This is a genomic window from Halobacillus sp. B23F22_1, assembly GCF_043497005.1.
In the GTDB taxonomy this organism is placed as follows: Bacteria; Bacillota; Bacilli; order Bacillales; family Halobacillaceae; genus Halobacillus_A.
Window position 1 is genome coordinate 146,219 of record NZ_JBIEKE010000001.1, and the last position, 21,928, is coordinate 168,146.

Genomic DNA, 21,928 nt, shown 5'->3' on the forward strand with positions numbered 1-21,928 from the left:
ATAGCTCCTCCTTTATTTCATGATCAGACGGGCAATCTGCCGCGCTGTCTGATAAAGATTATGCTCAGCCTGCTGGATGCATTCCTCAAGTGATGACGGACGCTGGACGATGGAGAAACAGCCGGTAAACAGCTCGTTCAGCTCATCTAAATCTTCTCCGAGACTGCCGGACAATAGAATGGCCGGCTTCTCGTGCAGGCGGGCGAGTTCCGCCACGTAGCCCGGCGCTTTTCCGTATACGGTCTGCTCATCGCTCTGACCTTCGCCTGTGACAACAAAGTCAGCCTGTTTAACCGCCTCCTCTAAATCTACCGCATCAGCAACGAGTCTGGCGCCGGACTGCAGGTGCGCGCCCATGGTTAGAAAAGCAAACCCTAAACCGCCGGCCGCTCCGGCTCCCGGTACGTCCGCTAACTCTTTGTCTAGTTCTTTTTCAACCAATTGACCGTACGCTTCCAGCGCCTGATCGTAGTCAGCTGTCTGCTGACTGGATGCTCCTTTTTGCGGACCATATACGTAGCTTGCACCGCGTGGTCCTGTCAGCGGATTATCGACGTCGCAGGCGATGCGGATCGTGGCTTCATTAAGACGGGCGTCGAGTCCGGAGAAATCAACTTTTTTAATAGTAAAAAGATCCTTGCCGAACATGCCTGCTACCTTCCCGTCTGAAGTAAAAGCCTTCATGCCGAGCGCCTGCAGCATTCCGAGACCCCCGTCGTTCGTGGAGCTGCCGCCGATGGCAATAATCAAGTCGCGCTCGCCCCGGTCCAATGCGTGCCGGATCGCTTCGCCTAACCCATAGGTCGTCGTCGCATCGGGGTTTTGTTTTTCCTGAGGAACGAGAGGAAGGCCGGCAATATTCGCCCCTTCAATGACCGCGCGATTGTCACCGAGGCTGATATACCAGCTTTCCGAACGCTCTCCCAGCGGTCCGGTACAGGAGAGTGTTATTTTTTCGTGCGCGGTGGCCTGCGTCAGAGCCTCAAGCGTTCCTTCGCCGCCGTCGGCCATCGGTTTAATGATCGGCGTAACTTCAGGATCCACCGATTGAAAGGCCTTGCTCATAATCGTAGAAACCTCGATGGAAGACAGACTTCCTTTATAGGAATCAGGTGCAAAAACAACGTTCATTCAACGTCCCTCCAAACATTTGTCTTACTCTCATTTAATAGAAAATCAAGGGAGAATACAATTGATGAAAAAACCAAAAATGAAACCGTTTACTTGTGCAAATGCACAAAAAAACGGTTTATAGTGATTCTTTTAACAGAATGGTCTGTAGAATGATGGCATCTTGAAACCGTCGGGGATCAAGCCCTGTTTTTTTACTGAGCTGATCGAGCCGGTAAATAAGCGTGTTTCGGTGAATGTGCAAGTCACTTGCGGTAACGTTCATTTTCAAGTTGTTGTTAAAAAAGCTGTGCAGCGTCTCAATATAGGAAGCGTCCAGCTCCTGAAGCAGCGACCTGTACGTTCCGGAGATTTCCTCATACACGGCAGGATCAATATGATTGATCAGCCGTTCGGTTTTTAAAGAGGCGCTGTATACCACTTCGCCAGGTACGCCGGCCAGATTGATTGCTTCCGTGGCCTGGTGGTAGGACTGGCGTAGCCCCGCCAGCGAATCCCCCGGCTCCCCGACGCCGATCACCACATCAGCTTCGCTCTCAATCGTCACCGGCTGTCCGGGCAGGGCTGCCACGACGGAATGATTTTCGTACGGCAGAATGAAGAGGGGATGAAAAGTCTCAAGAGAAGGGCGGAGTTGATCGGCCAGTTCATACGGCTGGCTCGATTGATAGACGACGACCTGCCACGGCTTATGAATATCAACCTGCAGCGTATAGACGGCTTCGCGCGCTAATTCCTCCATATCAACGTCTGAAGGGTGCAGCAGCCGCTGCAGCCAGTGGTTCCACTGCCGCTCCTGGAAGAAGGCTTCTTTCTGCAGGTGCATTTGATCGAGCGTAATTTCCACCGATCCCTGGGTCATCCGGGCTGCCTGCATCACCTCATCCGGCCTTCCGGTTAATCCGACCACGCCCGCCAGCTCACCGTGATGGAAAATCGGCAGGTTGACTCCCGGCTTCACATTAGAAAAATCATCGGCGTTTCCGTTGGTAATGATATTCGGCTCTTGTGACTCGATCACGTCCTTCGCTCCGCCGTGAAGCTGATGGAGACGCGTGTGATCCGTACTTGCCACAATTCTTCCGTGCGGATTCATCAGGTTGATCGGAACGTCGATGTATTTTGATAAACGGCGGATGATTTCTTGTCCTAATTTTTCAGTCAGTTCCATAAGAGACGCTCCTTTTTTGTTCTATCTTACCAGAAGTAACGTACTGCGGTACCAGGTACCGAGAATCTTTTTCTGCCTCTGAACGCTGTTTGTCTCTCGGTACCTGGTACCGATTGATGATACCGATTGAAAAGGCAGACAGCAAAAAGACCTGGTCGGAAAGATTGATTTCCAGAAAAAACCATAGGACATTTGTGGTGGTTGAACAACAAACAGCAGGGCATCCTTCCTCCTTTTTTATCTGGAAATTAGTCATAAAATACTGTTATTCAGCAAATATGGTAGAAATTGTTTTAATTTTCAGAAAAGCATGATACCGTGTAACTAGAATTATTTGACATTTTGAAGAATAGCTCTGGAGGAGGATAAAATGGAAGCAGTTCTTAATAATATCCAAATTACGTTACTTGGATGGTTTTACGCTTTAAAAAATCAACTCGAAGAAAAACATCATGAGATCGTCGAAAACAAATGGATCATTTGGGTCGTGGTGTTAATTGCAGTAATCGGAGGGATTGGTTACGCGTATTACTGTACAAGCAAAGGGTACAGCTTCTCCGGTCAGGTCAGGTGGAACTGGCCTAGAGTGTGGGATATTGGCATAGGGTGTAAAGCGAATTAAATTAATTTAAATTAAACAAATGAGCTATTCTTCAAAATGCAATTTGACTACTTTAGATTAGGATTGAATCTATGATTACTATTTCAGAGCTTCAGAAGTCATACAAAGACAATACGGTGTTACAAAAGCTGAGCATCGATTTTGAACCCGATGGCATTGATATCATCGTCGGAATCAACGGATCGGGGAAAACGACGCTCTTAAACTGCATATGTGACATCACCCCGTTTGAGGGCGGATCCATTACAGTCGATTCGATAGACAGAAAAGAAAAAGAAGCGAAAACGCAAATGTACTACATTCCTTCTGACTTTTACCTGCCGGAATATTTATCCGGGAAAGAATATGCTGATTTTGTATTCTCCAGGTATCGCCATGAAGATCGGGAGCGGTTTAGCTTCGTCATTCGACTGTATAATTTAGAATCCGCCTTACATAAAAAAATAAGTGAATATTCATACGGCATGAAAAAGAAGCTGCAGATTGCCGTCTCTTTAGCTTTGGATGTCCGCTACATTTTAGCGGATGAAGTATTTAACGGGCTGGATTACGAGAGTTACCTGCTCACGGAATATTTAATTAATAACTTCGCGAAAAGCCGTAAATTTATTCTAGTGTCACATAACATGGATTACATTAAACGCAACCCTCTGGCCCGGGTCTATTTACTAAGTGCCGGTACGATGGAGCTGGTGGAGGATGTGCATCAAATCGAAGAAATCGTAATCAATAATGGAGAATTAAAAAACTATTATGATGAAATTGACAGATTCTTATACGATCACAAAAATTCTACTGAATGAAGTCTTTAACAATATCCTGTCGAACAATATCTTCAATAAGAAAAGAAATCGATATCTATTATTCACATTACTTTTTGTCGTATATGTTGCCTATTATCTCTTAAATGTGTCGCAGCTGAATCAAATTTTTATTACGGAAGAGCAGAGCAGCACCTCTCTTCAGAATATGCTGTTTTCCAGTTTAACGAATGTCATTATTATCATTTCGGGGTTTATCTATTTAATCGTCACCATTTCGTTTTCTTTAACGAACCGGATGCAGTATCAGCTGAAGATCCTGCCGTTTGAACGGGGGAGCATCTGGCTTGGAAGTATATTGTTTAAACTGCTGTTAGGGTACGTTTCCTTTTTAATCGTTTTTGCTATTATCATTCCTCTTTTAAATTTATTTTATTTTTCACTGAGTCTAAATTTGCTCGTTCTCGTTTACTGTCAGTTGTTGTTTTTCTTCAGCATTACTTTGTTTTATTTATTGTTTCACGTGATCAGCGTGAACTTGAAGCTGACGGTTTTTAACATGAATCATATTTTATTAGTGGTTTTTCTATTCTTTTATCTATTTGTGTTTCGATTTCAAATCGATCAGCTCGTCCGGTCGCTGAATTTCGAGCTTACTCATCTCGTTGTGTCCGGCTTCATCATTCTGCTGGCGGCTGGTACATTGTTATTCTCCTTACTCATTTCCAGTCTTCAGACGAGCCGCAGTGAAGACGTCTATTCTTCCAGTGATTTTTATACGTTGACGAGACTTCCGATCAAGATGAACCATTTGTCTCTTCTATTCCTGGGGATGCTTCGGAATAAACTAACCCTGCGGTTGAGCGGCATTGTTCTCCTCTTCTTAATTCTGGCATGGATCGATACAAGGAATTTTTATACGGCGGTGACCACGCTCGTTTATCTTTACCCTGTTATTTCTTTTTCAGCGATCAGGTATTACAGCACGACGATGTCCTACAGGAAAATGAACCCGTTCTTTGGTCTTACCGCCACAAAGGAAACACTGCTGACGGCGCTCATGAATATCATGATCAATCTTCCCCTCATCATCATGGCAATTGTGCTGGCGGGAGATTATGTAAAAACCACTTATTATGCGTTCATTATCTTTGAATCCGCGCTGATTATGGGGATTATTTTTCCGAAAAATAAAAGCTCGGTGAACGAATTTTCTGCTTCGATCCTATGTGTAGTACTGGCTCTGTCATTGTATTTGATTTCGAATCATTTACTTATATTCCTGGCGATTTTCACTGTATTGTGCACGATCAAATATTACTTATTAAGGAGGAGCTTTTACGATGAAATTAACTAAGTTTATTTTTATCGGGACGGTCGTCTACCTCGTTCTCTTTTTAATCGATTATCTAGTAACTTTGTTCTCCATTAATGAATCGGGGGAATACATGTCCACACTCGGGTTAAGCATCGATATGACGATGACCGAGGAAGAATTATTCACCAACTTCTCCTTAACGCCGCAAGTATTGGTCACTTTTGTGTCATGGCTTATGATTGTCTGTCTCGTCTTCCTGGTCGCCAAGCGAATCAGGTATGGAAAAGTACTCAATAAGTAACCATGGACAATTTTGTAATGATGATCCAGGTATTATTTTTTCTTTACCTTCTTCTGTTTGTTGTATTGCTGCTTCACGAGCTCATTCACCTGTTGTTTATTAAAATTTACAACAAAGAGGTTCAATCGTTTACGATCAATGTGTGGGGCGGGAAGGCCGTTTATGTGAATGATCACAACTATGTCGATATCTTAATCATTTCAGCAGCACCCAATCTCATCCTGCCGATGCTTGGTGTCGTTGTCTTTTCCATGGACAGCGGTTTATATTTTAATGCCTTTGCCTTCTTTTGTTTAATAAACCTGGTGAACCTGTTACCCTTTACCGCGGACGGCTCTGCGATCTTATATAGCGTCATGAAACTGGTCGAACGAAAGAAAGCATGATCATGCACCCTCCATTGATTTAGAATTCCTGCCGACCGTTGTTTCTAATGATTAATATTGCATCCACCTCTGTCATACAATACTTTTGGGGTGAAAAAAATGCCAAGAGTCCAGTACACCGATGCAGACGTCGCCTTGATGGCGAGGATGATGCGGGCAGAAGCCGAAGGGGAAGGCCAGCAAGGCATGCTGTATGTCGGAAACGTGATTGTAAACCGCGCCCTGGCCGATTGTTTGGACTTTCAAGACGTTAGAAACATTCGGCAGGTTATTTTTCAAGTGCAAGGAGGAAATTATTCTTTCGAAGCTGTGCAGAAGGGGAACTTATTTTACAATAGAGCGAGGTCTGTAGAGAAAAGGCTGGCGAGAAAAAATTTAGAATTTTGGCGGCAGCACCCAGCGAAATACGCTCTTTGGTATTTCAATCCATCTGGACCCTGTCCTCCAACATGGTACGGCCAGCCGTTTGCCGGTCAGTTTAAAGAGCATTGTTACTATGAACCTGAAGCCGGCACTTGCGCCAGTGTTTATAGGTAAAAGAAAGGCATTGCCAGTAAGGATAAAAAACGTATGGCAGCGGGGCGGTTCCTGCCCTGGATGCAGAGGCCAGCCTGTCCGGGCTGGTCTCTTTTTATCGGGAGAAAAGGAAGGGCTGGTTGGCGTTAGTTCATTTAATTTTTGAAATCAACTTTGTTGTTATTTTGCCGCGGATCTCTTATCTTATTTAAAAAGGAGAGACTGCCAATGGAAATCTATCAAGCTTCAATCGACGATTTAGAAGGCGTAGCTGACTTATTTAATTTATACCGGGAATTCTATGAACAAGACACAGATGTAAAAGGTGCCGCGTCATACATAAAGAATCGGCTGGAAAACAAGGATTCTGTAATATTTGTTGTCAGAGACAACCTTAAATACGCTGGGTTTACCCAACTGTATCCCACTTTTTCTTCTATTTCTATGAAGAAAGCATGGATATTAAACGATTTATATGTCGATGCAGGGGCGAGAAATCAAGGCGTAGGGGAGCTGCTTTTACGTCAAGCGAAAGAATATGCAGAGGAGACGGGGGCTTGCAGCATCAGTTTGAGCACAGCCCCGGATAATTTTTCTGCGCAAAGGCTTTATGAGAAAAATGGATATGTACGGGATGCTCAGTTTTATCATTATGAGTTATTGATAGAATAAAAGAGTGAAGAGATGAGAAATATTTACTAATTTAGAAGCAGATTCGAAAAGGTGTTGGCTGTTCGTGAACGTTCATGTATACTGAAGTCAAATTGAATAGAAAGTAACTAGGGGAGCCCAATGAGCTGGGCTGAGAGGGGAACGCTGTGAAGTTTCTTGACTCTTTGGACCTGATCTGGATCATGCCAGCGTAGGGAAGTTCGGTCGTACCAAACGAGTAATACAACTTCTGTATACATAGTTGCCGGGTCCATTTGTAATGAATGGAACCCGGCTTTTTTATTTGCTTTGCTTTAGCTATGTGTCTTGGCGTACCAGTCTTGTCCTTTATTAAATCAAAAAGGAGAGATTGATGTTGTCACCATCTTCATTGAAAAGAGAATATTTCGATTATGTCCAGCTTTACTGGAAGTCACAAGGTTTACGTGCAGGGTTCAAGGCCCGACATTCAAGTTCCCATGCGGGAAATTAACCTGAGTCCTACGACAGGTACATTCGGTAATGAAGAAAACCCTCCGCTTCGTGTATATGACACCAGCGGACCTTATACAGACCCGGAATGTACCATTGATGTTACGAAAGGTCTGTCTCCTCTGCGAAGCGAATGGATCAACGAGCGGGGAGATGTTGAAGAATATGAAAAAAGGGAAATCAAGCCTGAGGATAATGGATACAAAAGCATGGATGATCCGCGGGCTAATGACAAGGTGTTTCCTGAATTAAACCGTAAACCCATTCGAGCCAGGAAAGGGAAAAATGTCACCCAGCTTCATTATGCGAAGCAGGGGATCATTACGCCTGAAATGGAATTTATCGCGATAAGAGAAAATATGGAGCCGGAATTTGTCCGGGATGAAGTCGCGCAGGGGCGTGCAATAATCCCATCCAATATTAATCACCCGGAGACAGAGCCGATGATTATCGGGCGGAATTTTCACGTTAAAATTAACGCCAATATTGGAAATTCTGCGGTATCATCTTCCATCGAACAGGAAGTAGAAAAAATGACCTGGGCGACACGCTGGGGCGCGGATAACATTATGGATTTATCAACGGGAAAAGACATCCACACAACCCGGGAGTGGATTATTCGAAATTCATCCGTCCCGGTCGGCACCGTCCCGATCTATCAGGCACTGGAGAAAGTAAACGGAGTAGCAGAAGATCTGACGTGGGAAGTGTATCGTGATACGTTGATTGAACAAGCCGAGCAGGGTGTTGATTACTTTACGATTCATGCCGGCGTTCTTTTGCGGTATGTGCCGTTGACGGCCGACCGTTTAACAGGGATTGTATCCCGCGGCGGGTCGATCATGGCCCAGTGGTGCCTCTATCACCACGAGGAGAGCTTTTTATACACCCACTTTGAAGAGATCTGTGAAATTATGAAAGCCTATGATATCTGCTTCTCCTTAGGCGACGGGTTACGGCCCGGCTGCATAGCTGATGCCAACGACGAAGCCCAGTTTGCAGAATTAGACACGCTCGGTGAGCTGACCAAAATAGCGTGGGAGCACGATGTGCAGGTTATGGTCGAAGGACCGGGTCATGTCCCGATGCACCTGATTAAAGAGAATATGGACAAGCAGCTGGAAGTGTGTGAAGAAGCCCCCTTTTACACGCTTGGGCCATTAACAACCGATGTAGCGCCTGGCTACGACCACATTACCTCTGCGATTGGAGCCGCCATGATTGGCTGGTACGGCACAGCTATGCTTTGTTATGTGACGCCAAAAGAACATTTAGGCTTACCAAATAGAGATGATGTGCGTGAAGGAGTCATTACGTATAAAATTGCAGCCCACGCAGCCGATTTGGCCAAAGGACATCCAGGCGCACAGAAGCGCGATGATGCCCTGTCCAAAGCACGATTCGAATTCCGCTGGAGAGATCAGTTTAATTTATCTTTAGATCCGGAACGAGCGATTGAGTATCACGATGAAACCCTCCCTGCCGAAGGGGCAAAAACGGCACACTTTTGTTCCATGTGCGGACCGAAATTTTGCAGTATGAGAATCTCTCAGGATATCCGGAATTACTCTAAAGAAAATGAACTGTTTACGATGGAGGATATCGAAAAGGGGATGAAAAAGAAAGCGGAGGAATTTAAGAAATCTGGAGGGAATATTTATCAATAAATAGATTTATAGGGGCTGATCGGCTGGAGAGCCGATCAGCATTTTTCATCCAACCTTGAGCATCAAGGTTTTTAGAGGGTGTGAAACTGCCCGTGATTATGGTTCTCGTTTTTCGATCCATGATTTTTCTTTCTCTTAAAAAACACGTAAATCGCATTACCAGCGACCAATAATACAAAAGCGGTCAAGTACCCATATACGACCATTGGATTTAGTTCGCGATTTACGAGAGATACTCCAATGATTCCCCCGAGGAGCGCGGCTAGAGCCATCACACTCAATCTCCACTCAGAATGTACGAGTTTCTTCATTTTTTTGCCCCCTTCCTTAAACTCTTATAGCTTGAATCATCTTATACTTTTCATTTGTATTATTATTCTATCTTAGCTTTAAAGTAAGCAGTATTGAAAAGCTGCTGAAAAAACAGCAGGAAGACCAAGAAGAGGTGAAATCTCTTTTAAAAATAATCATCAAATCTAATACCATAAGGAGTAAAATTACCCCTCAATTTCGTCCTCTTCACTTAATCCGCTTGTCTCTAACGCACTTTCCAAGTCATCAAATCGAGCGAGAAAACAGACTTTATCGTTCTCTACTTTTAAAACGGTATAAACCACCGCTTCACCTTTAATCGTATGATCATCGTTGAACCACGTGCCGTGCTGTTCTAATACTACATAATGATCCCTGGCATAGCGGCGCTCGGTCTTTAGTTGTAATTTCGCACGCTGCAGCCAGTCGTAAAGCTCCTCGTGGTTAATGACTCCTTTTCCTTTAGGACCAATTAATTCTAATTGATAGGAGGTGACTTCTGATAAGCCGGCGGTGTCGGCTTTATTTGAAAAGTTCACCCAGGAATCTGCAGTGGCTACAGTCTGCTTCGTTTGTTCGTTCATTTTAGTATCTTCCTTCTAAGGAAAGCTCTTGCTTCCAATTATAAATCTTATCGTTCATTTTTGTCATAGGAGGGAATATTATTGCTGTTAAATCTAGCTTTTTATTGAGAAGTATATTTTTCTTGCAAATTCTATGGTTTGTTATGTTCTTTACTAATTTACTTGGCTATATAGGTTCAAGAAGTGTCCTGGTCCAGGATATAGTGTGGCTCGGGATCCCATCCATTGGGTTGGTGATCTCTTTTTAATATATAATAAAGAGACAGTTCACTAGAGTGGGAGTCGTTACTGTGATCTTGGCGCTCATGATTTATTTATTGTGGTGGGCTGTTGCTGGAATCAGTCAAATGTAAAGAGTGGACGTAAATATATAGGAGGTTCAAATGAAAGAAAACACCGAATTAAAGCGTCTTATTAAAGATTACAGCCAGAAGGTTGATTTCTCAGGCGTCATCTATGTAAAACAAGAGGATCGCGTTTTACTAAGTGAAGCTTTTGGCAATGCCAACCGGGCAGAGTACTTGCCCAACAATGTTCATACACGTTTTGGCATCGCGTCAGGCTGCAAATTATTTACGGCGATTGGCATAGGTCAGCTGGTAGAATCAGGTGTGATAGCGTTTGATACGCCTATAGCAAAATGCCTGGAGATTAACTTTCCTTATTTTGATGAAGGGGTGACGATTCATCATCTGTTAACCCATACCTCGGGCATCCCGGATTACTTTGATGAAGAAGTCATGACGGATTATGAAGATCTGTGGAAAGATCGGCCGGTTTATCAAATGAAATCTCTAATTGATTTCCTGCCTCTTTTTCAACATCAAAAGATGAAGTTCAATCCCGGGGAAACATTCCACTATAATAACGCGGGTTATATTCTATTAGGTTTAATCATTGAGCAGCATACGGGAAAAAGGTTCACTGATTACATGGAAGAGGAGATTTTTCAAAAGATCGGGATGAAGGGTTCAGGGTATTATTCACTGGATCAGCTTCCTCAAAATACCGCCATGGGCTACATAGATAACAAAGAAAGTGGTGGGTGGAAAACGAACATTTACTCCATTCCTGCCAAAGGCGGTGCTGATGGCGGGGCGTTTGTGACAGCGCCGGATATGATTACCGTGTGGGAGGCCTTATTTAAATATCAGCTTCTGACTGAGGAAATGACCTCTACATTACTACAGCCACATGTTCATGTGAATGGAGAAATAAACTATGGATACGGCATTTGGATGAACCAAAGGAAGGATCACATTTATAAATATCACGTGATGGGGTATGATCCCGGGGTGCGTTTTCGTGCTGTGTACTATCCTGATTCTCAGTTAAAATTAGCTGTACCTTCCAATCAGGAATGTGAGCTTTTTGAACTTGTCCAAATGATTGAAGAGTCTTTTCTAAAAGAGGGAGGAATTTTATAAATAAATACACTGAAACACAAATAAAGCATACCTACGAACAGCTGATAGAAGCATGGAACAGCCGGAACGCAGAAGCCATGGCCCGCCTGTTTACAGAAACAGGAGAGAGCATCGGGTTTGATGGAAGTATGTCAAAGGGACCTCAAGAAATCCATGCTCACCTTGATCCTATATTCGAAAATCATCCGACGGCTCCTTTTGTTTATAAAATTAAAGAAGTAAGGCTGATAGGCGAAGAAGCGGCAATCGTAAGGGCGATTGCTGGAATGATACCTCCTGGTGAGTCGGATCTTAAACCAGAGGTCAATACCCACCACACATTAGTTGTTGTATTAAAAGATGAGCAGTGGAAAATTGATCTTTTTCAGAACACGCCTGCTCAATTTCATGGCAGACCTGAGTTAGTAGAACAAATGACAGAAGAATTGAGACGGCAGCTTTAAAACACTGGCTTCCTTCTTATATACTAGAAGGCAAAAAGGGAGGGAGTGGTTTCTGTGAAAGACCAGATTGACGAACTCACGTTATTGCTGCTGTATTTAACTTCCTTTAAGGAGGAGGAAGGACCTTTCGAAGCCTTGAGAAGCTGGAAGGGCTATCCTTTTTCCTCGTTGGATGAGTTGAGAGAGGCCGGTTACATTGTAGGTGGAAATCGTTCAAAATCAATTTATTTCAAAGAAGAAGGAGAAAAGAGGGCTAAAGAATTGATGGAAAAATATAACATTAAGGATGAGCTGTAAACAGCCGATGATTCTTATAAAGGCTGGTGATCCCTTATGAAAGACAAGCTCATAGCTGCTTTAACGGCCAACCTTCTGCTTGGAATCATTTTTTACTGGATGAACTACGTTCCGGAATCTCAAAGAAACGAAGGAACGTATTATTTTGATTTTGGTGAAATCGTTACATTCGTCTTTATTTATGCGGGACCGGCTTATCTTCTGGCCGGGCTGCCGCTTTCCTACATAATTGATAAATATACGGGGAGATCCCACGGATTAAGGGGTTATTTGTTGAGGCTCGGGCTTTATGCTGCCGCCGGGTTAGCGGCCGGGCTGCTTTATGCGGTGATTGCCTTTCAGGAAATCCCTCTGGTCGTTCCAGGAGTGTTCTATTTTTTATGGCTGGGTTTGCTAGCCTCGCTTTTATATTTTCATGTCCTGCTGGTTGTTACGTGGCTGGGGGAGAAGATGCAGAACGTTCAAGAGGACGGGACATAAATAAAGCAGTGATGTCCAGAAATGAACAATCTTATAAACACAGATCATTAGCGTAGTCAAAATGCGAAGACTCCAGTGGGAACAGCGCGAGTCGAAGATCCCGCAGGAAAGCGCTTTTTGCTCTCTGAGGAATCTGAGGCTGTGTCAACGGAAAGCAAAGCATTTTGACGGAGCCGCGTACAATCGATCTATGCTTTATTCAGTTACGACCCAGCTCGTTTTACTGTCTTTTCTCGTTTAATAACTTTTCTTTGTTCGGTTTATTTTCTTTTAATAAAAAGCCAGCCCAGTCACGCTCCAGTTGGTCGGTATGTTCCTGCCAGTAGCGGAGGCGGTTATGGTAATCATGTATTTTTTCTATGACGGCGTCTTGAAAGTCATCTATTCCATGTTTATGAACAATGCCCGTTAATTCATAGATGGGTAATCCGAACGCATGAGTTTCTACGTGTACAGTAGCTCCGGCATGCCCGATGGCTTGAGCCAACACGCCATATTCCCTGTCATCCAATTCCTTAGCCACCGCGTGGGCGTCTAAGATTGCTCGTTTAGCCTGAGGCATTTTTATCTTGCCTTTGGACCAATTTTCACAGAGATTCAGGCAGGCTCTGGGTCTCTGTTCATCGGGGTATCTGGCTTCAAATTGTGCCAAAGTTGCTGAAGCACAGTCTAATGCCCACAGGACCAGGGTTCGATGGTTTTGTCGTTGGATTTGTTTTTTCAAGTCCTGTAAGCAAAGACTGTTACGGGAAAACAACAATTTATTCTTTTTCTTCCATTTAATTTCTACATCTGTAAACATTTTGTCCTCCTTTTGAGACAGCTGCCCGTTTCTCCTTATATCTAGTATAAATGTTATCATGTTTTGAGCGCTATCACCCGTAGCTCCATCCTCCTTATAAGCGATAAGTACCAGCCCTATTTTCTTACGTGGGCAATATTTACTTTTCTACTATGACATGCTAAAGTGTAAATTGTTGAATTTTTCTATCAATTTATGAAATCGATTACAAAACACCGAGGAGGAACATCATATGGAACGCAGACAAAAAATAGGGTTAATTCTTGGCCCGTTGCTTTTTGCTATTCTTTACTTCATCCCGGCGATTACCGGTCTCGGCGATGAACCGCGGGCTGTACTGGCGGTAACGGCATGGGTGGCTGCGTGGTGGATTACAGAAGCGATGCCGATTCCGGCGACCTCATTGCTGCCGATTTTTTTACTTCCGATAACTGGCGGGGCGGATCAGAGCACAGCTTCAATGGCGTACGCGGATCCGATTGTGTTCATGTATATGGGTGGTTTTACGATCGCCCTTGCGATTCAGAAGTGGAACTTACATAAACGTATTGCGATGACGATTCTCTCGTTTGTTGGAACGGGGAGTCAGCGAATTATATTAGGAGTTATTATTGCGACGGCAGGGCTTTCGATGTGGATTTCGAATGCGGCGACTGCGCTCATGATGCTCCCGATCGCGCTGGCTTTGATTACAGAAATTAAGGAGAAGAACTTTTTTGATGAGCCGTCTCTGCACCGCTTCGCGAAGGGGCTGCTGCTAGCTGTTGCTTATTCCGCTTCGATCGGTGGACTGGCGACCATTATTGGTTCAGTGCCAAACGCCGCATTTGTGGCCGTTGCTGCCAGCAGTCTTGACCGCACGGTGACGTTCTTCGACTGGTTCTTATTTGGGTTCCCGCTTACCCTTATTCTTTTAACCGGGCTTTATTTTTACCTGACGAAAATCCAGTTTAAAATTACAAGTCAAAAAGACATCTCTTCTGATTTTGCCAAAAAACAGCTGAGAGAACTCGGACCGATGTCGTATGAGGAAAAGTCGGTACTGACTGTTTTTACAGTGGTCGGTGTGCTGTGGATGACGAGCGGTTTTATTCCTGAAGCTTACACGCTTTCGGATACATCGATTTCGATGATCGGGGCCACGTCGATGTTCCTTTTCCCGGCAAAACAGGAAAAAGGCGGATTAATGGTTTGGAAGGACATGAAGGAGCTGCCGTGGGGACTGCTGCTCTTATTCGGGGGCGGACTTTCACTTGCTGCGGCATTTGAATCCTCCAACCTTACCGAATGGTTCGGTGAATTACTGGAGGGGCTTGAAGTACTGCCGTTCCTGCTTATTCTAATTTCTCTTGCGACGATCGTGTTGTTCATGACAGAAATCATGTCCAATACGGCCGTGTCGAACATGCTGATTCCGATCAGTATCGGGCTTGCGCTCGGAATTGGCGCTGATCCTTACGCCATTATGGGGGTTGTCGCGTTAACGGCATCCTGTGCGTTTATGCTGCCGATTTCCACACCGCCGAACGCAGCTGTATTCAGCTCGGATTATTTAACGATCGACGATATGGTAAAAGCCGGATTCTGGATGAACATCGTCGCGATTATCGTGATTGTGCTCTTCGTCTATTTCTGGCAGCCGATCGTTTTAAATTATTAATTGGGATAAAAGCTCTCCTTATCAAAAGGAGGGCTTTTTTCTATGGTAGAAAAAGCCCTCTCCCGTTGAAAATCTATAACACACGCTCAATGATGTAACGGCCGCGTTCCGTGATGAGCGAAAAGCGGTTCTCATCAAACCGGTACTGCGTGGAATCCTCAAGCGGGATTTCATATAAAGCGTCAGGGAGCGGCTGAAGCCCGCTGCCGTCCGTCTCTGTCGTTCCTGTGCCGTTTAAATGCAGGGAATGCATCGGCTCATACTCATCCATTCTCCTCGTATGCGTGTCATAGGAAATATCGTTCAGCTGCATGATGATGATATCTTCATCATCAATCTCCTGCTTGGAAATGATAATTGTCTCGCCGCTCCATTGCTGCAGCAGCTGATTAAATTCTTCGACGGTTAGTGGTTGCTCGTTCATCTTCATCCCTCCTGCCTATAGAATTTCCATAGAGGGGTAGAAATTATTCAAAGATGAGTCCTTCCAGCTTCAATAGCGCTTGCTTCATCTGCACGCCGCCCGCATACCCTGTCATCGATCGATTTTTGCCGATGACGCGGTGACAAGGAACGAGAATAGGGATGGGATTGAGGCGATTGGCGTTGCCGACCGCACGAACTGCTTTCGGACGGTAGATACGCTCAGCAATCGCAGCGTACGATTTCGTTTCGCCGTATGGAATGGCGTGAACTTCATTCCATACTTCTTTCTGAAAATCGGTTCCTGTGAGGTTCATTTGGACGCTGAATGAATTCCGGTCTCCCTGAAAATACTCGTCTAACTGCTTTTTTAAGGGTTGAAATAGCGAAGGGTGCAACGCTGGCTTTTCATAATGGCTTCTATAGCTCTCCCACAGGGAATCGGTTAAGCAGATTCTTACGAGTTCCCCGCTGTTTTTTCCAATAATTCGTAACGTACCTATCGGCGAATCGTACTCATCGTAGAACATCAGCGGCCTCCTTTTTATATTGATTTGGCGTCTTGCCGGTATGACGTTTGAACGCTGAATAAAAGCTGGATGGGTTTTGAAACCCTGACGCGTAGCCAATATCCGTGTTGGAGCAGATGCCTTGCTGTAAATATTCCTTTGCTTGTTCTATGCGGAGCTGTTCAACATAGCCGTGCGGCGTCTGGGATACAGCCGATTTAAACACTCGTCCGAGGTGATAGGGACTGACGTTCACAGCCTCAGCTATATCGTGAATCGACAGCTGGCGTTTATAATGGTTTTGTAAAAATTGCTTCGTCCGATGTACGAGTTCAACTTCAGGCGTATCGTTCTCGTCTGGCCGGCATCGTTTGCACGGTCTAAACCCTTGGGCAGCAGCCTCGGTTGGATTGTTGAAAAAAAGAACGTGGTTTCGTTTCGGCGTTTTTGATGGGCAGGAAGGCCGGCAATAAATGCCCGTCGTTTGAACGGCGTAGAAAAAAAGACCGTCGTAGTCCCGGTTGCACGATACTGCAGCTTCCCATTTAGTAGATGCATCCATTGAAAACCCCTCGCTTTCTCTCTCTTTTATACCATGAAATCCATTCTTATTCATGTGCTTCGTTGCTTTCTAATTTTTAAAGAAGATTATGGAAAAATATAGTATAATGAACGACAAAGAGGGGGGATTTTTATAAAAAAAATACTCTTCTTTCTAATGAGCGTGATTTTACTTATTACCTGCATGATCGCAGGTTCTCAGCAGCAGTCGGATAATAACCCGGCAGCCGATCCCGGCCTTCTTCTTGAGGGGGAGGTGGAACAAGTAGGGACGAATGGGTTTATACTGGGTTTAACTGCAGCATCGAAAGAGCAGCATTCGGACATGATTCGCGTGGGATACGAGGAGTCTCATAAGATTCAGGCAGGCGATTACGTCTTTGTATGGTGCGATTATATTCGAGAATCAGATCCGCCGCAGACGACAGCGGTTAAGTTGAAAATGAAACAGAGGAGGGAAAGTGATGATTGATCGAGTTGATACACTGTGTATGATCGTAAGCAACGTGGAAAGAGCCGCCAGGTGGTATGAACAGACATTAGGATTTACAGTCGTTTTTACGGGAGAAGGGTACCGCGTATTACAGGTTGGGGAAGGGAGCGTCCCCATAACGATTGAAGAAGGCGATGTAATCTCAAACACGAATCACACCTATCCTATCTTCTTTTCGAAAGATAGCAAGAAGCTGCATGATCAGCTTGAGTCGTCAGGGGTTTCCGTAAGTGATTTACATAATGACGGCGTGAATCAATTCTTTAATTTTTATGACCCCGATGGAAATAAGCTGCAGGTATGTTATTTTGAGTGAAAGGAGATGCCCATGACGCTACAGTTTATTCAATTAACGCAGGCCGACCCGGCGATTGTTGAAGTATTAAATCGATGGGGAAATGACCCTTATTTAGTCCCATTGACTCGTCCCAACCAGACGCAAGCCGAGGTGGAGCAGAAAGAGTGGATTACTGTCGATGACTTAAACGAACGGCTGGAAGATCACTTCATTTATCTCATTTATTTGGATCACGTATTGGTTGGAGAAATGAATTATATGATCGACCCTGACCACCTTTATAAAAAAGAACAAGGAACCGCCTGGATCGGCATCTCGATCGGAGAGCCTGAAGGCCGGGGCAAAGGGATCGGTTATAAGGCTTTACGCTACTTGGAGCAGCAAATTAAGGCGAACGGGTATCAGCGGATTGAAATAGGCGTATTTGAATTCAACACGCAGGCCCATAAGCTGTATAAGAAGCTGGGGTATAAAGAAATCGCCCGGATTCCGGATTTTACGTATTATAACGGAGCCAGGCGGGCAGATATTCGCATGGAAAAGTATCTCTAAACTGCTCATGGACTGAAACGAGATGGGATTCCTTTCGTAAATAAAGGAAAGCACGATACTACGAATATTAAAGGTTGGATAAACAATGAGTCGACAATCAAGCAGTATTTATATTATTTCAGGACCGTGCGGCGTTGGAAAATCAACCATTAGTAGAAATCTCTCCGATCGAATGTCGAAAAGCGTTTTAATCGAAGGAGATCAGCTCAATTCGATGATCGTGGGTGAGAATCAACCGGCATGGGAGGAACGGTTAGCCATCGTCTGGGAAAATATTGTCTCACTGACAAAAAACGTTCTTCAGCATGAAAGGAATGTTGTCATCGATTATGTTGTGGAAGATGAACTAGACTGGTTTGCTCAGCAGTTCGCGGACATAAAGGTTCACATTCACTATGTCGTTTTGCGTGCTGATAAAAATGTTCTTAACGATCGCCTGACTCAAAGAGAAAATATCGACTTAATTGAGCGTTCGTTATTTTTGTTGAAAAAGCTTGAAGGTACCCGTGTGAATGAGCCGTTTTTGCTGGATACAACAGACAAACGTCCATTCGAAGTGGTCGAAGAGATTGAAAGAAATAAGCTTCACTATCGCTGTCACTTCGATGGACGGTCGTAAGTTTATTTGTGCTGCATCTTATTTTGTAAAGCTGAGTTAAAGGACGGAGAATGACAAATGATGAAATTCATGTTTATTCTAGCGTCTGTATCTCCATTGACTTTTGCCTATTTTGATAAAGGCGCAGCAGGAATATTGATGAGTTTATTCTTTCTGCTGGCAGGGGCGTATTTTAGCAAGCCTCGATTTAAGAAGAACGATTCATAAACGAACGGAGGGTTATATGGAACTGAAGGTCGTACAAAGTATAGATGGATCGGTGGCAGCAGCATGTATTTTGTACGTACTGATTGTAGCTTTTACGAGTCTAACTATATCGACTGAGCTCATGGTTCTCATTATGAGTGTACTCGTGCTGTTACGGGGAGTGGAAGCTTACTATGAACAGAGTTCGGCCTAATGACCTTCGTTGCAGAAATAGGAATAATAAGCATTTTATAAAAAAATACATAAAAAAACAGCCCCTGCTGTTACAGCAAGGGCAAAGGTTATTTTCTACAATATCTCACCAAATTGGTTAAAAGAGTGAGAATTAAGGTCACTTCAAATTGTATTACACTTACACTTTAATGTAAACAAGCGTTAAACTATTAAAGTTTACGCTGTCTTACTTTTAGGGTCAGCGGCAGGGCTGAGAGCTTCAAGAATTTTTTGAAAAAAAGATATGAAGAAAGTTAAGAGATATTCTATAACGTTTAAGGTATATTCTTTCTTTTGATACATATAAAAAATTTAAAATGAATGTTTAGTCCCAGATCCCAGCGAGAGAACTGGGTATTATAGCGTATCGGCTTCCGCTATCCTTATTGTATCGCTTACAGCAGCAGGCGATATGAAGAGGTCACTCGATTGAATCGCCAGTATGACTGGGGGAGAAACCTTCAGCACTAGACAGGAAGACTCATAGATTTATATCGCATGGCGATACGATATCGCTTGCAAAATTGTCTGAAAACCTTCATATTTAAAGAAAAGGAGGTTCGACATCATGCGACACGATATACAACCGAATGAACGGGCTTACACGACGAAAGAAGCGGCAGAAGAAGTCGGCATTGCTACGCCCACCGTGCGGAAATACGGGCAGGTGTTAGAACGAAACGGCTATGAATTTTTCAAGGATGGCGATCGGCGTATTTTTGTGCGTTCCGATATCGAATCGCTTAAAGCGATACGCGATACGGAAAGACCGTTAGACGATACGGCGAAAGACCTGGCAGTCAAGCAGAAGGAAAGGTTGGAAACCCCGGAAGACACAGGCATAGCGGTACCCGATACATACGATACATCGCTTCAAGATCCCGAACAGCTGCGGGATTTCTTACAGGTAATTGCCAGCGAACTCGCTGCTTCCCGTGAGATGAATGTACAGCTAACTAACGATATGGCAGAGTTAAGAACCACTGTATCGCGTCTTCAGCAAGATCACCACGTTATCAGTTCAGGCGTAGGAAACTTCTCAAAGAAAACCCACACGCGGATTGAAAAATTGTCCGAACAGCAGAAAGCTCAATATGAAGAACTGCTTCAGCAGGAGAAAGAAAGAAGCGAAGCCTTGCGTGAAGAATTAATTACCATGCGTGAAGAACAAAAGAAAGAATGGAAGGCGCAAAACGATTTTAATCAGCGGCTGGAAAAGTCTGTGCAGCCCAAACCTCAGGGAGGCTGGGGCAAGCTGCTTGCCTTTTTCCGCGGATAAAAAAGTCCCGCTCTTACGTGAGAGCGGGACTTTTTGTGCCGTTAGGCGTTTTGATAAGAAAGGTTAGCGGCAAGGTCGGAAACCTTTTTGAGGCCTTCTTCAATAATTTCTTCTGCTTGATCCGGCGCAGCAGCGTGTCCTTCAATGACCACTTCATCAAGAACCTTCATGCCGAAGTGTCCGCCGAAAATGTTACGCATGTAGTTCAGGGACATTTCTAACGGTGCCATCGATGGGTGGGAATAATTGCCGCCGCGTGCGTTTAGGAAAATGACGCCTTTCTCTGTTAATAGCGGCTCCAGGCTTCCTTCTGACGTATATTTAAAGCTGAAACCTGCTTCTGCCAGGTAATCGATAAATGTCTGCAGCTTGGCAGGAATGGTGAAGTTCCATAAAGGAAAGGCTACAACGATCACGTCAGCAGCACTAATGACGTCTTTTGCTTTCTGCTTGGCATCAAGCAGGCGCTGTTCCGTATCGTTAAGCGCTACACCTTCGTGAAGCTTCCCTAATCCGCTGAATACTTCCTGTCCGAAGTAAGGAGTATCCTCTTCGAAGACGTCATACGTGCTGACGTTAACTTCTTTGTTTTCTTTTATTTGTTCTAGAAACGTGTTGTACATTCTAGTTGAAATTCCATCTGGACGATTATTGGCTTTAATCACTAATACGTTCATGGAAAAACCTCCTGTTGAAAGATAGTTTGTATAGCAACAGTTTATATTGTAATATCTTGGCTTCAAGGTTTCAAGGGGAACGCTCATGTTTGGGATATTTCTTTTTCCAAAAAAAAGCCTGTATCCGGCTTTTGGAACCGGGGACAGGTCTTCTTAAGAGCTTGAATCGATCGATTGGACAATTTTTTCGCAAATTTCATGAGTAGTCAGCGAATCGGTCATTGAAGGGTCCGGTCGCATTTGCTGGTGAACACAATCAATAAAATGGTCGATGATTTGATAGAAGCCGCGTTTATAGAGCGTTGGCTCCCAGTCTCCAAATTTAGAGACTTGAATGTTCTTTCCATGATAATGGGTGGTCTCCACGAGGCTGTTGACGACAAATTTATTATGACCTGTATGATATTCAATGGTTTCTTCAGTGACGCCGCCATTTCTGTTCATGATTCCCATAGCCGTTACGCCTTCTCCAATGAGCTGGATGATCAAGTGATCAAGTTTTTCTCCAGTTTTCAGTGACTGAACGTTTATATCTTTTACAGGCGTATCCATTAAAAAACGCAACGTATCGACGACGTGGATAAAGTCTTCCACAACAAACCTTCTCGTGATGTCAGGGGCAGCAAATCTATTTTTCTGAATCATAATTAAACTGGCTTTTCCCTGGTCTTTAAGTTCCTTCACTTTAGGAATAAACCGCCGGTTAAAACCAACCATCGCCACCTTCTGGCTCTCTTCGGCAAGCTGGACAATTCGCTTCGTCTCTTGAAGATTCATAGATATCGGCTTGTCTACGTATACGTTAATCCCGTGAAGCAGCAGCTTTTCAGCAATTTTAAAATGGGCTTCCGTTGCCGCACTGACAATCGCGGCATCGATATTTTTAGCCAGCAGATCTTCTACGGTTTGAACTTTTTCATCTATTCTATATTTTTGGGACAACGTGTGGAGTGTCTCTTCATTTCGCGTGCAAAGCACAAGTTCAATTCCTTCTTTTTGTGAAAGCACCGGCAGATAAGCTTTTTTAGCAATATCCCCTAGTCCAATGATGCCAACCTTCATGTTTATCCCTCCAC

30 protein-coding genes and 1 riboswitch are annotated in these 21,928 nt (G+C 44.1%); of the genes, 20 read left to right on the plus strand and 10 right to left on the minus strand.

The genetic code is table 11. The features are described 5' to 3' along the window. Positions 1-12: 12 nt before the first annotated feature. On the minus strand, positions 13-1,131 hold the full coding sequence (locus ACGTNH_RS00755; protein WP_394584347.1) for a glycerate kinase family protein: 1,119 nt from the start codon (positions 1,129-1,131) through the stop codon (positions 13-15). 118 nt (positions 1,132-1,249) lie between these two features. Continuing rightward, the gene (locus ACGTNH_RS00760) at positions 1,250-2,302 is read right to left on the minus strand and encodes a CdaR family transcriptional regulator (protein ID WP_394584348.1); all 1,053 of its coding nucleotides are present in this window, start codon (positions 2,300-2,302) and stop codon (positions 1,250-1,252) included. 370 nt (positions 2,303-2,672) lie between these two features. Between ACGTNH_RS00760 and ACGTNH_RS00765 the strand changes: the two genes are divergently transcribed. The 8 genes from ACGTNH_RS00765 to thiC all read left to right on the plus strand — a co-directional run bounded on the left by ACGTNH_RS00765 (position 2,673) and on the right by thiC (position 9,016). Next, a complete protein-coding gene (locus tag ACGTNH_RS00765) occupies positions 2,673-2,924 on the plus strand; it encodes a hypothetical protein (RefSeq protein ID WP_394584349.1) in 252 nt (83 codons plus the stop codon). 71 nt (positions 2,925-2,995) lie between these two features. Beyond that, positions 2,996-3,727, plus strand: coding sequence for an ATP-binding cassette domain-containing protein (locus ACGTNH_RS00770; protein ID WP_394584350.1), 732 nt, complete (start codon positions 2,996-2,998; stop codon positions 3,725-3,727). Then, complete coding sequence (locus ACGTNH_RS00775; RefSeq protein ID WP_394584351.1) at positions 3,678-5,042, plus strand: hypothetical protein; 1,365 nt, start codon at positions 3,678-3,680, stop codon at positions 5,040-5,042. The genes ACGTNH_RS00770 and ACGTNH_RS00775 overlap by 50 nt, the downstream gene beginning before the upstream one ends. After that, the gene (locus tag ACGTNH_RS00780; protein ID WP_394584352.1) at positions 5,029-5,304 is read left to right on the plus strand and encodes a hypothetical protein; all 276 of its coding nucleotides are present in this window, start codon (positions 5,029-5,031) and stop codon (positions 5,302-5,304) included. Before ACGTNH_RS00775 ends, ACGTNH_RS00780 begins: the two co-directional genes overlap by 14 nt. 17 nt (positions 5,305-5,321) lie before the next feature. Next, entirely contained in the window at positions 5,322-5,690 is a 369-nt protein-coding gene (locus ACGTNH_RS00785; protein WP_394584353.1) for a metalloprotease family protein, read from the plus strand. 99 nt (positions 5,691-5,789) lie between these two features. Then, complete coding sequence (locus ACGTNH_RS00790) at positions 5,790-6,227, plus strand: cell wall hydrolase (protein ID WP_394584354.1); 438 nt, start codon at positions 5,790-5,792, stop codon at positions 6,225-6,227. A gap of 207 nt (positions 6,228-6,434) precedes the next feature. Next, the gene (locus ACGTNH_RS00795; protein WP_394584355.1) at positions 6,435-6,878 is read left to right on the plus strand and encodes a GNAT family N-acetyltransferase; all 444 of its coding nucleotides are present in this window, start codon (positions 6,435-6,437) and stop codon (positions 6,876-6,878) included. A 99-nt stretch (positions 6,879-6,977) separates the two neighbouring features. Continuing rightward, a riboswitch (TPP riboswitch) is annotated at positions 6,978-7,092 on the plus strand. A 178-nt stretch (positions 7,093-7,270) separates the two neighbouring features. Next, positions 7,271-9,016: a phosphomethylpyrimidine synthase ThiC gene (gene thiC, locus ACGTNH_RS00800; RefSeq protein ID WP_394584356.1), complete on the plus strand. Its 1,746-nt coding sequence runs from the start codon at positions 7,271-7,273 to the stop codon at positions 9,014-9,016. Between the two features lie 71 nt (positions 9,017-9,087). Here the strand turns inward: thiC and ACGTNH_RS00805 are convergent, their stop codons facing one another. Further along, positions 9,088-9,327, minus strand: a complete 240-nt coding sequence (locus ACGTNH_RS00805; RefSeq protein ID WP_394584357.1) for a hypothetical protein — start codon at positions 9,325-9,327, stop codon at positions 9,088-9,090. A 186-nt stretch (positions 9,328-9,513) separates the two neighbouring features. Continuing rightward, entirely contained in the window at positions 9,514-9,912 is a 399-nt protein-coding gene (locus ACGTNH_RS00810; RefSeq protein WP_394584358.1) for a hypothetical protein, read from the minus strand. A 383-nt stretch (positions 9,913-10,295) separates the two neighbouring features. Between ACGTNH_RS00810 and ACGTNH_RS00815 the strand changes: the two genes are divergently transcribed. The 4 genes from ACGTNH_RS00815 to ACGTNH_RS00830 are packed head-to-tail and all read left to right on the plus strand — an operon-like array spanning position 10,296 to position 12,559. Beyond that, positions 10,296-11,339: a serine hydrolase domain-containing protein gene (locus ACGTNH_RS00815; RefSeq protein WP_394584359.1), complete on the plus strand. Its 1,044-nt coding sequence runs from the start codon at positions 10,296-10,298 to the stop codon at positions 11,337-11,339. After that, a complete protein-coding gene (locus ACGTNH_RS00820) occupies positions 11,336-11,782 on the plus strand; it encodes an SgcJ/EcaC family oxidoreductase (protein WP_394586096.1) in 447 nt (148 codons plus the stop codon). Before ACGTNH_RS00815 ends, ACGTNH_RS00820 begins: the two co-directional genes overlap by 4 nt. Before the next feature lie 54 nt (positions 11,783-11,836). Beyond that, positions 11,837-12,079, plus strand: a complete 243-nt coding sequence (locus ACGTNH_RS00825) for a DUF6429 family protein (RefSeq protein WP_394584360.1) — start codon at positions 11,837-11,839, stop codon at positions 12,077-12,079. Positions 12,080-12,115: 36 nt separating this feature from the next. Beyond that, positions 12,116-12,559, plus strand: a complete 444-nt coding sequence (locus tag ACGTNH_RS00830) for a hypothetical protein (RefSeq protein WP_394584361.1) — start codon at positions 12,116-12,118, stop codon at positions 12,557-12,559. Positions 12,560-12,779: 220 nt separating this feature from the next. Here the strand turns inward: ACGTNH_RS00830 and ACGTNH_RS00835 are convergent, their stop codons facing one another. Further along, complete coding sequence (locus ACGTNH_RS00835) at positions 12,780-13,361, minus strand: putative immunity protein (RefSeq protein WP_394584362.1); 582 nt, start codon at positions 13,359-13,361, stop codon at positions 12,780-12,782. 232 nt (positions 13,362-13,593) lie between these two features. Here ACGTNH_RS00835 and ACGTNH_RS00840 point away from each other — a divergent pair, with 232 nt between their 5' ends. Then, complete coding sequence (locus ACGTNH_RS00840; protein ID WP_394584363.1) at positions 13,594-15,021, plus strand: SLC13 family permease; 1,428 nt, start codon at positions 13,594-13,596, stop codon at positions 15,019-15,021. Between the two features lie 73 nt (positions 15,022-15,094). Here ACGTNH_RS00840 and ymzB read toward each other — a convergent pair whose 3' ends face one another. The 3 genes from ymzB to ACGTNH_RS00855 are packed head-to-tail and all read right to left on the minus strand — an operon-like array spanning position 15,095 to position 16,515. Beyond that, on the minus strand, positions 15,095-15,445 hold the full coding sequence (ymzB, locus tag ACGTNH_RS00845; protein WP_394584364.1) for a protein YmzB: 351 nt from the start codon (positions 15,443-15,445) through the stop codon (positions 15,095-15,097). A gap of 43 nt (positions 15,446-15,488) precedes the next feature. Further along, on the minus strand, positions 15,489-15,974 hold the full coding sequence (locus ACGTNH_RS00850; RefSeq protein ID WP_394584365.1) for a methylated-DNA--[protein]-cysteine S-methyltransferase: 486 nt from the start codon (positions 15,972-15,974) through the stop codon (positions 15,489-15,491). Further along, on the minus strand, positions 15,961-16,515 hold the full coding sequence (locus tag ACGTNH_RS00855) for a bifunctional transcriptional activator/DNA repair enzyme AdaA (RefSeq protein WP_394584366.1): 555 nt from the start codon (positions 16,513-16,515) through the stop codon (positions 15,961-15,963). The genes ACGTNH_RS00850 and ACGTNH_RS00855 overlap by 14 nt, the downstream gene beginning before the upstream one ends. A 162-nt stretch (positions 16,516-16,677) precedes the next feature. On the opposite strand from ACGTNH_RS00855, the gene ACGTNH_RS00860 reads away from it, so the two are divergent. The 7 genes from ACGTNH_RS00860 (at position 16,678) to ACGTNH_RS00890 (ending at position 20,175) form a co-directional block, all read left to right on the plus strand. Further along, the gene (locus ACGTNH_RS00860; RefSeq protein ID WP_394584367.1) at positions 16,678-16,986 is read left to right on the plus strand and encodes a hypothetical protein; all 309 of its coding nucleotides are present in this window, start codon (positions 16,678-16,680) and stop codon (positions 16,984-16,986) included. Continuing rightward, a complete protein-coding gene (locus tag ACGTNH_RS00865) occupies positions 16,979-17,323 on the plus strand; it encodes a VOC family protein (RefSeq protein WP_394584368.1) in 345 nt (114 codons plus the stop codon). The genes ACGTNH_RS00860 and ACGTNH_RS00865 overlap by 8 nt, the downstream gene beginning before the upstream one ends. A gap of 12 nt (positions 17,324-17,335) precedes the next feature. Further along, positions 17,336-17,857, plus strand: a complete 522-nt coding sequence (locus ACGTNH_RS00870; RefSeq protein WP_394584370.1) for a GNAT family N-acetyltransferase — start codon at positions 17,336-17,338, stop codon at positions 17,855-17,857. An 85-nt stretch (positions 17,858-17,942) separates the two neighbouring features. Next, positions 17,943-18,476 (plus strand): P-loop nucleotide/nucleoside kinase family protein, encoded by a 534-nt coding sequence (locus ACGTNH_RS00875; protein WP_394584372.1) that lies wholly within the window; start codon positions 17,943-17,945, stop codon positions 18,474-18,476. Between the two features lie 57 nt (positions 18,477-18,533). Then, positions 18,534-18,683 carry a hypothetical protein gene (locus ACGTNH_RS00880; protein WP_394584374.1) on the plus strand — a complete coding sequence of 50 codons (150 nt, stop codon included), beginning with the start codon at positions 18,534-18,536 and terminating at the stop codon, positions 18,681-18,683. A 16-nt stretch (positions 18,684-18,699) separates the two neighbouring features. Next, positions 18,700-18,876, plus strand: a complete 177-nt coding sequence (locus tag ACGTNH_RS00885; protein WP_394584376.1) for a hypothetical protein — start codon at positions 18,700-18,702, stop codon at positions 18,874-18,876. 588 nt (positions 18,877-19,464) lie between these two features. Next, the gene (locus tag ACGTNH_RS00890) at positions 19,465-20,175 is read left to right on the plus strand and encodes a MerR family transcriptional regulator (protein ID WP_394584378.1); all 711 of its coding nucleotides are present in this window, start codon (positions 19,465-19,467) and stop codon (positions 20,173-20,175) included. Positions 20,176-20,216: 41 nt separating this feature from the next. Here ACGTNH_RS00890 and ACGTNH_RS00895 read toward each other — a convergent pair whose 3' ends face one another. Continuing rightward, positions 20,217-20,852, minus strand: a complete 636-nt coding sequence (locus ACGTNH_RS00895; RefSeq protein ID WP_394584380.1) for an FMN-dependent NADH-azoreductase — start codon at positions 20,850-20,852, stop codon at positions 20,217-20,219. Positions 20,853-21,005: 153 nt separating this feature from the next. Beyond that, entirely contained in the window at positions 21,006-21,914 is a 909-nt protein-coding gene (locus tag ACGTNH_RS00900; protein WP_394584383.1) for a Gfo/Idh/MocA family protein, read from the minus strand. Positions 21,915-21,928 lie beyond the last annotated feature (14 nt).

What these genes read in the sequence shown, in the direction of transcription:
- ACGTNH_RS00755 (WP_394584347.1), bottom strand. Translation starts at nt 1,131, where the DNA reads ATGAACGTTGTTTTTGCACCTGATTCCTATAAAGGAAGTCTGTCTTCC.
- ACGTNH_RS00760 (WP_394584348.1), bottom strand. Translation starts at nt 2,302, where the DNA reads ATGGAACTGACTGAAAAATTAGGACAAGAAATCATCCGCCGTTTATCA.
- ACGTNH_RS00765 (WP_394584349.1), top strand. Translation starts at nt 2,673, where the DNA reads ATGGAAGCAGTTCTTAATAATATCCAAATTACGTTACTTGGATGGTTT.
- ACGTNH_RS00770 (WP_394584350.1), top strand. Translation starts at nt 2,996, where the DNA reads ATGATTACTATTTCAGAGCTTCAGAAGTCATACAAAGACAATACGGTG.
- ACGTNH_RS00775 (WP_394584351.1), top strand. Translation starts at nt 3,678, where the DNA reads ATGATGAAATTGACAGATTCTTATACGATCACAAAAATTCTACTGAAT.
- ACGTNH_RS00780 (WP_394584352.1), top strand. Translation starts at nt 5,029, where the DNA reads ATGAAATTAACTAAGTTTATTTTTATCGGGACGGTCGTCTACCTCGTT.
- ACGTNH_RS00785 (WP_394584353.1), top strand. Translation starts at nt 5,322, where the DNA reads ATGATGATCCAGGTATTATTTTTTCTTTACCTTCTTCTGTTTGTTGTA.
- ACGTNH_RS00790 (WP_394584354.1), top strand. Translation starts at nt 5,790, where the DNA reads ATGCCAAGAGTCCAGTACACCGATGCAGACGTCGCCTTGATGGCGAGG.
- ACGTNH_RS00795 (WP_394584355.1), top strand. Translation starts at nt 6,435, where the DNA reads ATGGAAATCTATCAAGCTTCAATCGACGATTTAGAAGGCGTAGCTGAC.
- thiC (WP_394584356.1), top strand. Translation starts at nt 7,271, where the DNA reads ATGTCCAGCTTTACTGGAAGTCACAAGGTTTACGTGCAGGGTTCAAGG.
- ACGTNH_RS00805 (WP_394584357.1), bottom strand. Translation starts at nt 9,327, where the DNA reads ATGAAGAAACTCGTACATTCTGAGTGGAGATTGAGTGTGATGGCTCTA.
- ACGTNH_RS00810 (WP_394584358.1), bottom strand. Translation starts at nt 9,912, where the DNA reads ATGAACGAACAAACGAAGCAGACTGTAGCCACTGCAGATTCCTGGGTG.
- ACGTNH_RS00815 (WP_394584359.1), top strand. Translation starts at nt 10,296, where the DNA reads ATGAAAGAAAACACCGAATTAAAGCGTCTTATTAAAGATTACAGCCAG.
- ACGTNH_RS00830 (WP_394584361.1), top strand. Translation starts at nt 12,116, where the DNA reads ATGAAAGACAAGCTCATAGCTGCTTTAACGGCCAACCTTCTGCTTGGA.
- ACGTNH_RS00835 (WP_394584362.1), bottom strand. Translation starts at nt 13,361, where the DNA reads ATGTTTACAGATGTAGAAATTAAATGGAAGAAAAAGAATAAATTGTTG.
- ACGTNH_RS00840 (WP_394584363.1), top strand. Translation starts at nt 13,594, where the DNA reads ATGGAACGCAGACAAAAAATAGGGTTAATTCTTGGCCCGTTGCTTTTT.
- ymzB (WP_394584364.1), bottom strand. Translation starts at nt 15,445, where the DNA reads ATGAACGAGCAACCACTAACCGTCGAAGAATTTAATCAGCTGCTGCAG.
- ACGTNH_RS00850 (WP_394584365.1), bottom strand. Translation starts at nt 15,974, where the DNA reads ATGTTCTACGATGAGTACGATTCGCCGATAGGTACGTTACGAATTATT.
- ACGTNH_RS00855 (WP_394584366.1), bottom strand. Translation starts at nt 16,515, where the DNA reads ATGGATGCATCTACTAAATGGGAAGCTGCAGTATCGTGCAACCGGGAC.
- ACGTNH_RS00865 (WP_394584368.1), top strand. Translation starts at nt 16,979, where the DNA reads ATGATTGATCGAGTTGATACACTGTGTATGATCGTAAGCAACGTGGAA.
- ACGTNH_RS00870 (WP_394584370.1), top strand. Translation starts at nt 17,336, where the DNA reads ATGACGCTACAGTTTATTCAATTAACGCAGGCCGACCCGGCGATTGTT.
- ACGTNH_RS00875 (WP_394584372.1), top strand. Translation starts at nt 17,943, where the DNA reads ATGAGTCGACAATCAAGCAGTATTTATATTATTTCAGGACCGTGCGGC.
- ACGTNH_RS00880 (WP_394584374.1), top strand. Translation starts at nt 18,534, where the DNA reads ATGATGAAATTCATGTTTATTCTAGCGTCTGTATCTCCATTGACTTTT.
- ACGTNH_RS00885 (WP_394584376.1), top strand. Translation starts at nt 18,700, where the DNA reads ATGGAACTGAAGGTCGTACAAAGTATAGATGGATCGGTGGCAGCAGCA.
- ACGTNH_RS00890 (WP_394584378.1), top strand. Translation starts at nt 19,465, where the DNA reads ATGCGACACGATATACAACCGAATGAACGGGCTTACACGACGAAAGAA.
- ACGTNH_RS00895 (WP_394584380.1), bottom strand. Translation starts at nt 20,852, where the DNA reads ATGAACGTATTAGTGATTAAAGCCAATAATCGTCCAGATGGAATTTCA.
- ACGTNH_RS00900 (WP_394584383.1), bottom strand. Translation starts at nt 21,914, where the DNA reads ATGAAGGTTGGCATCATTGGACTAGGGGATATTGCTAAAAAAGCTTAT.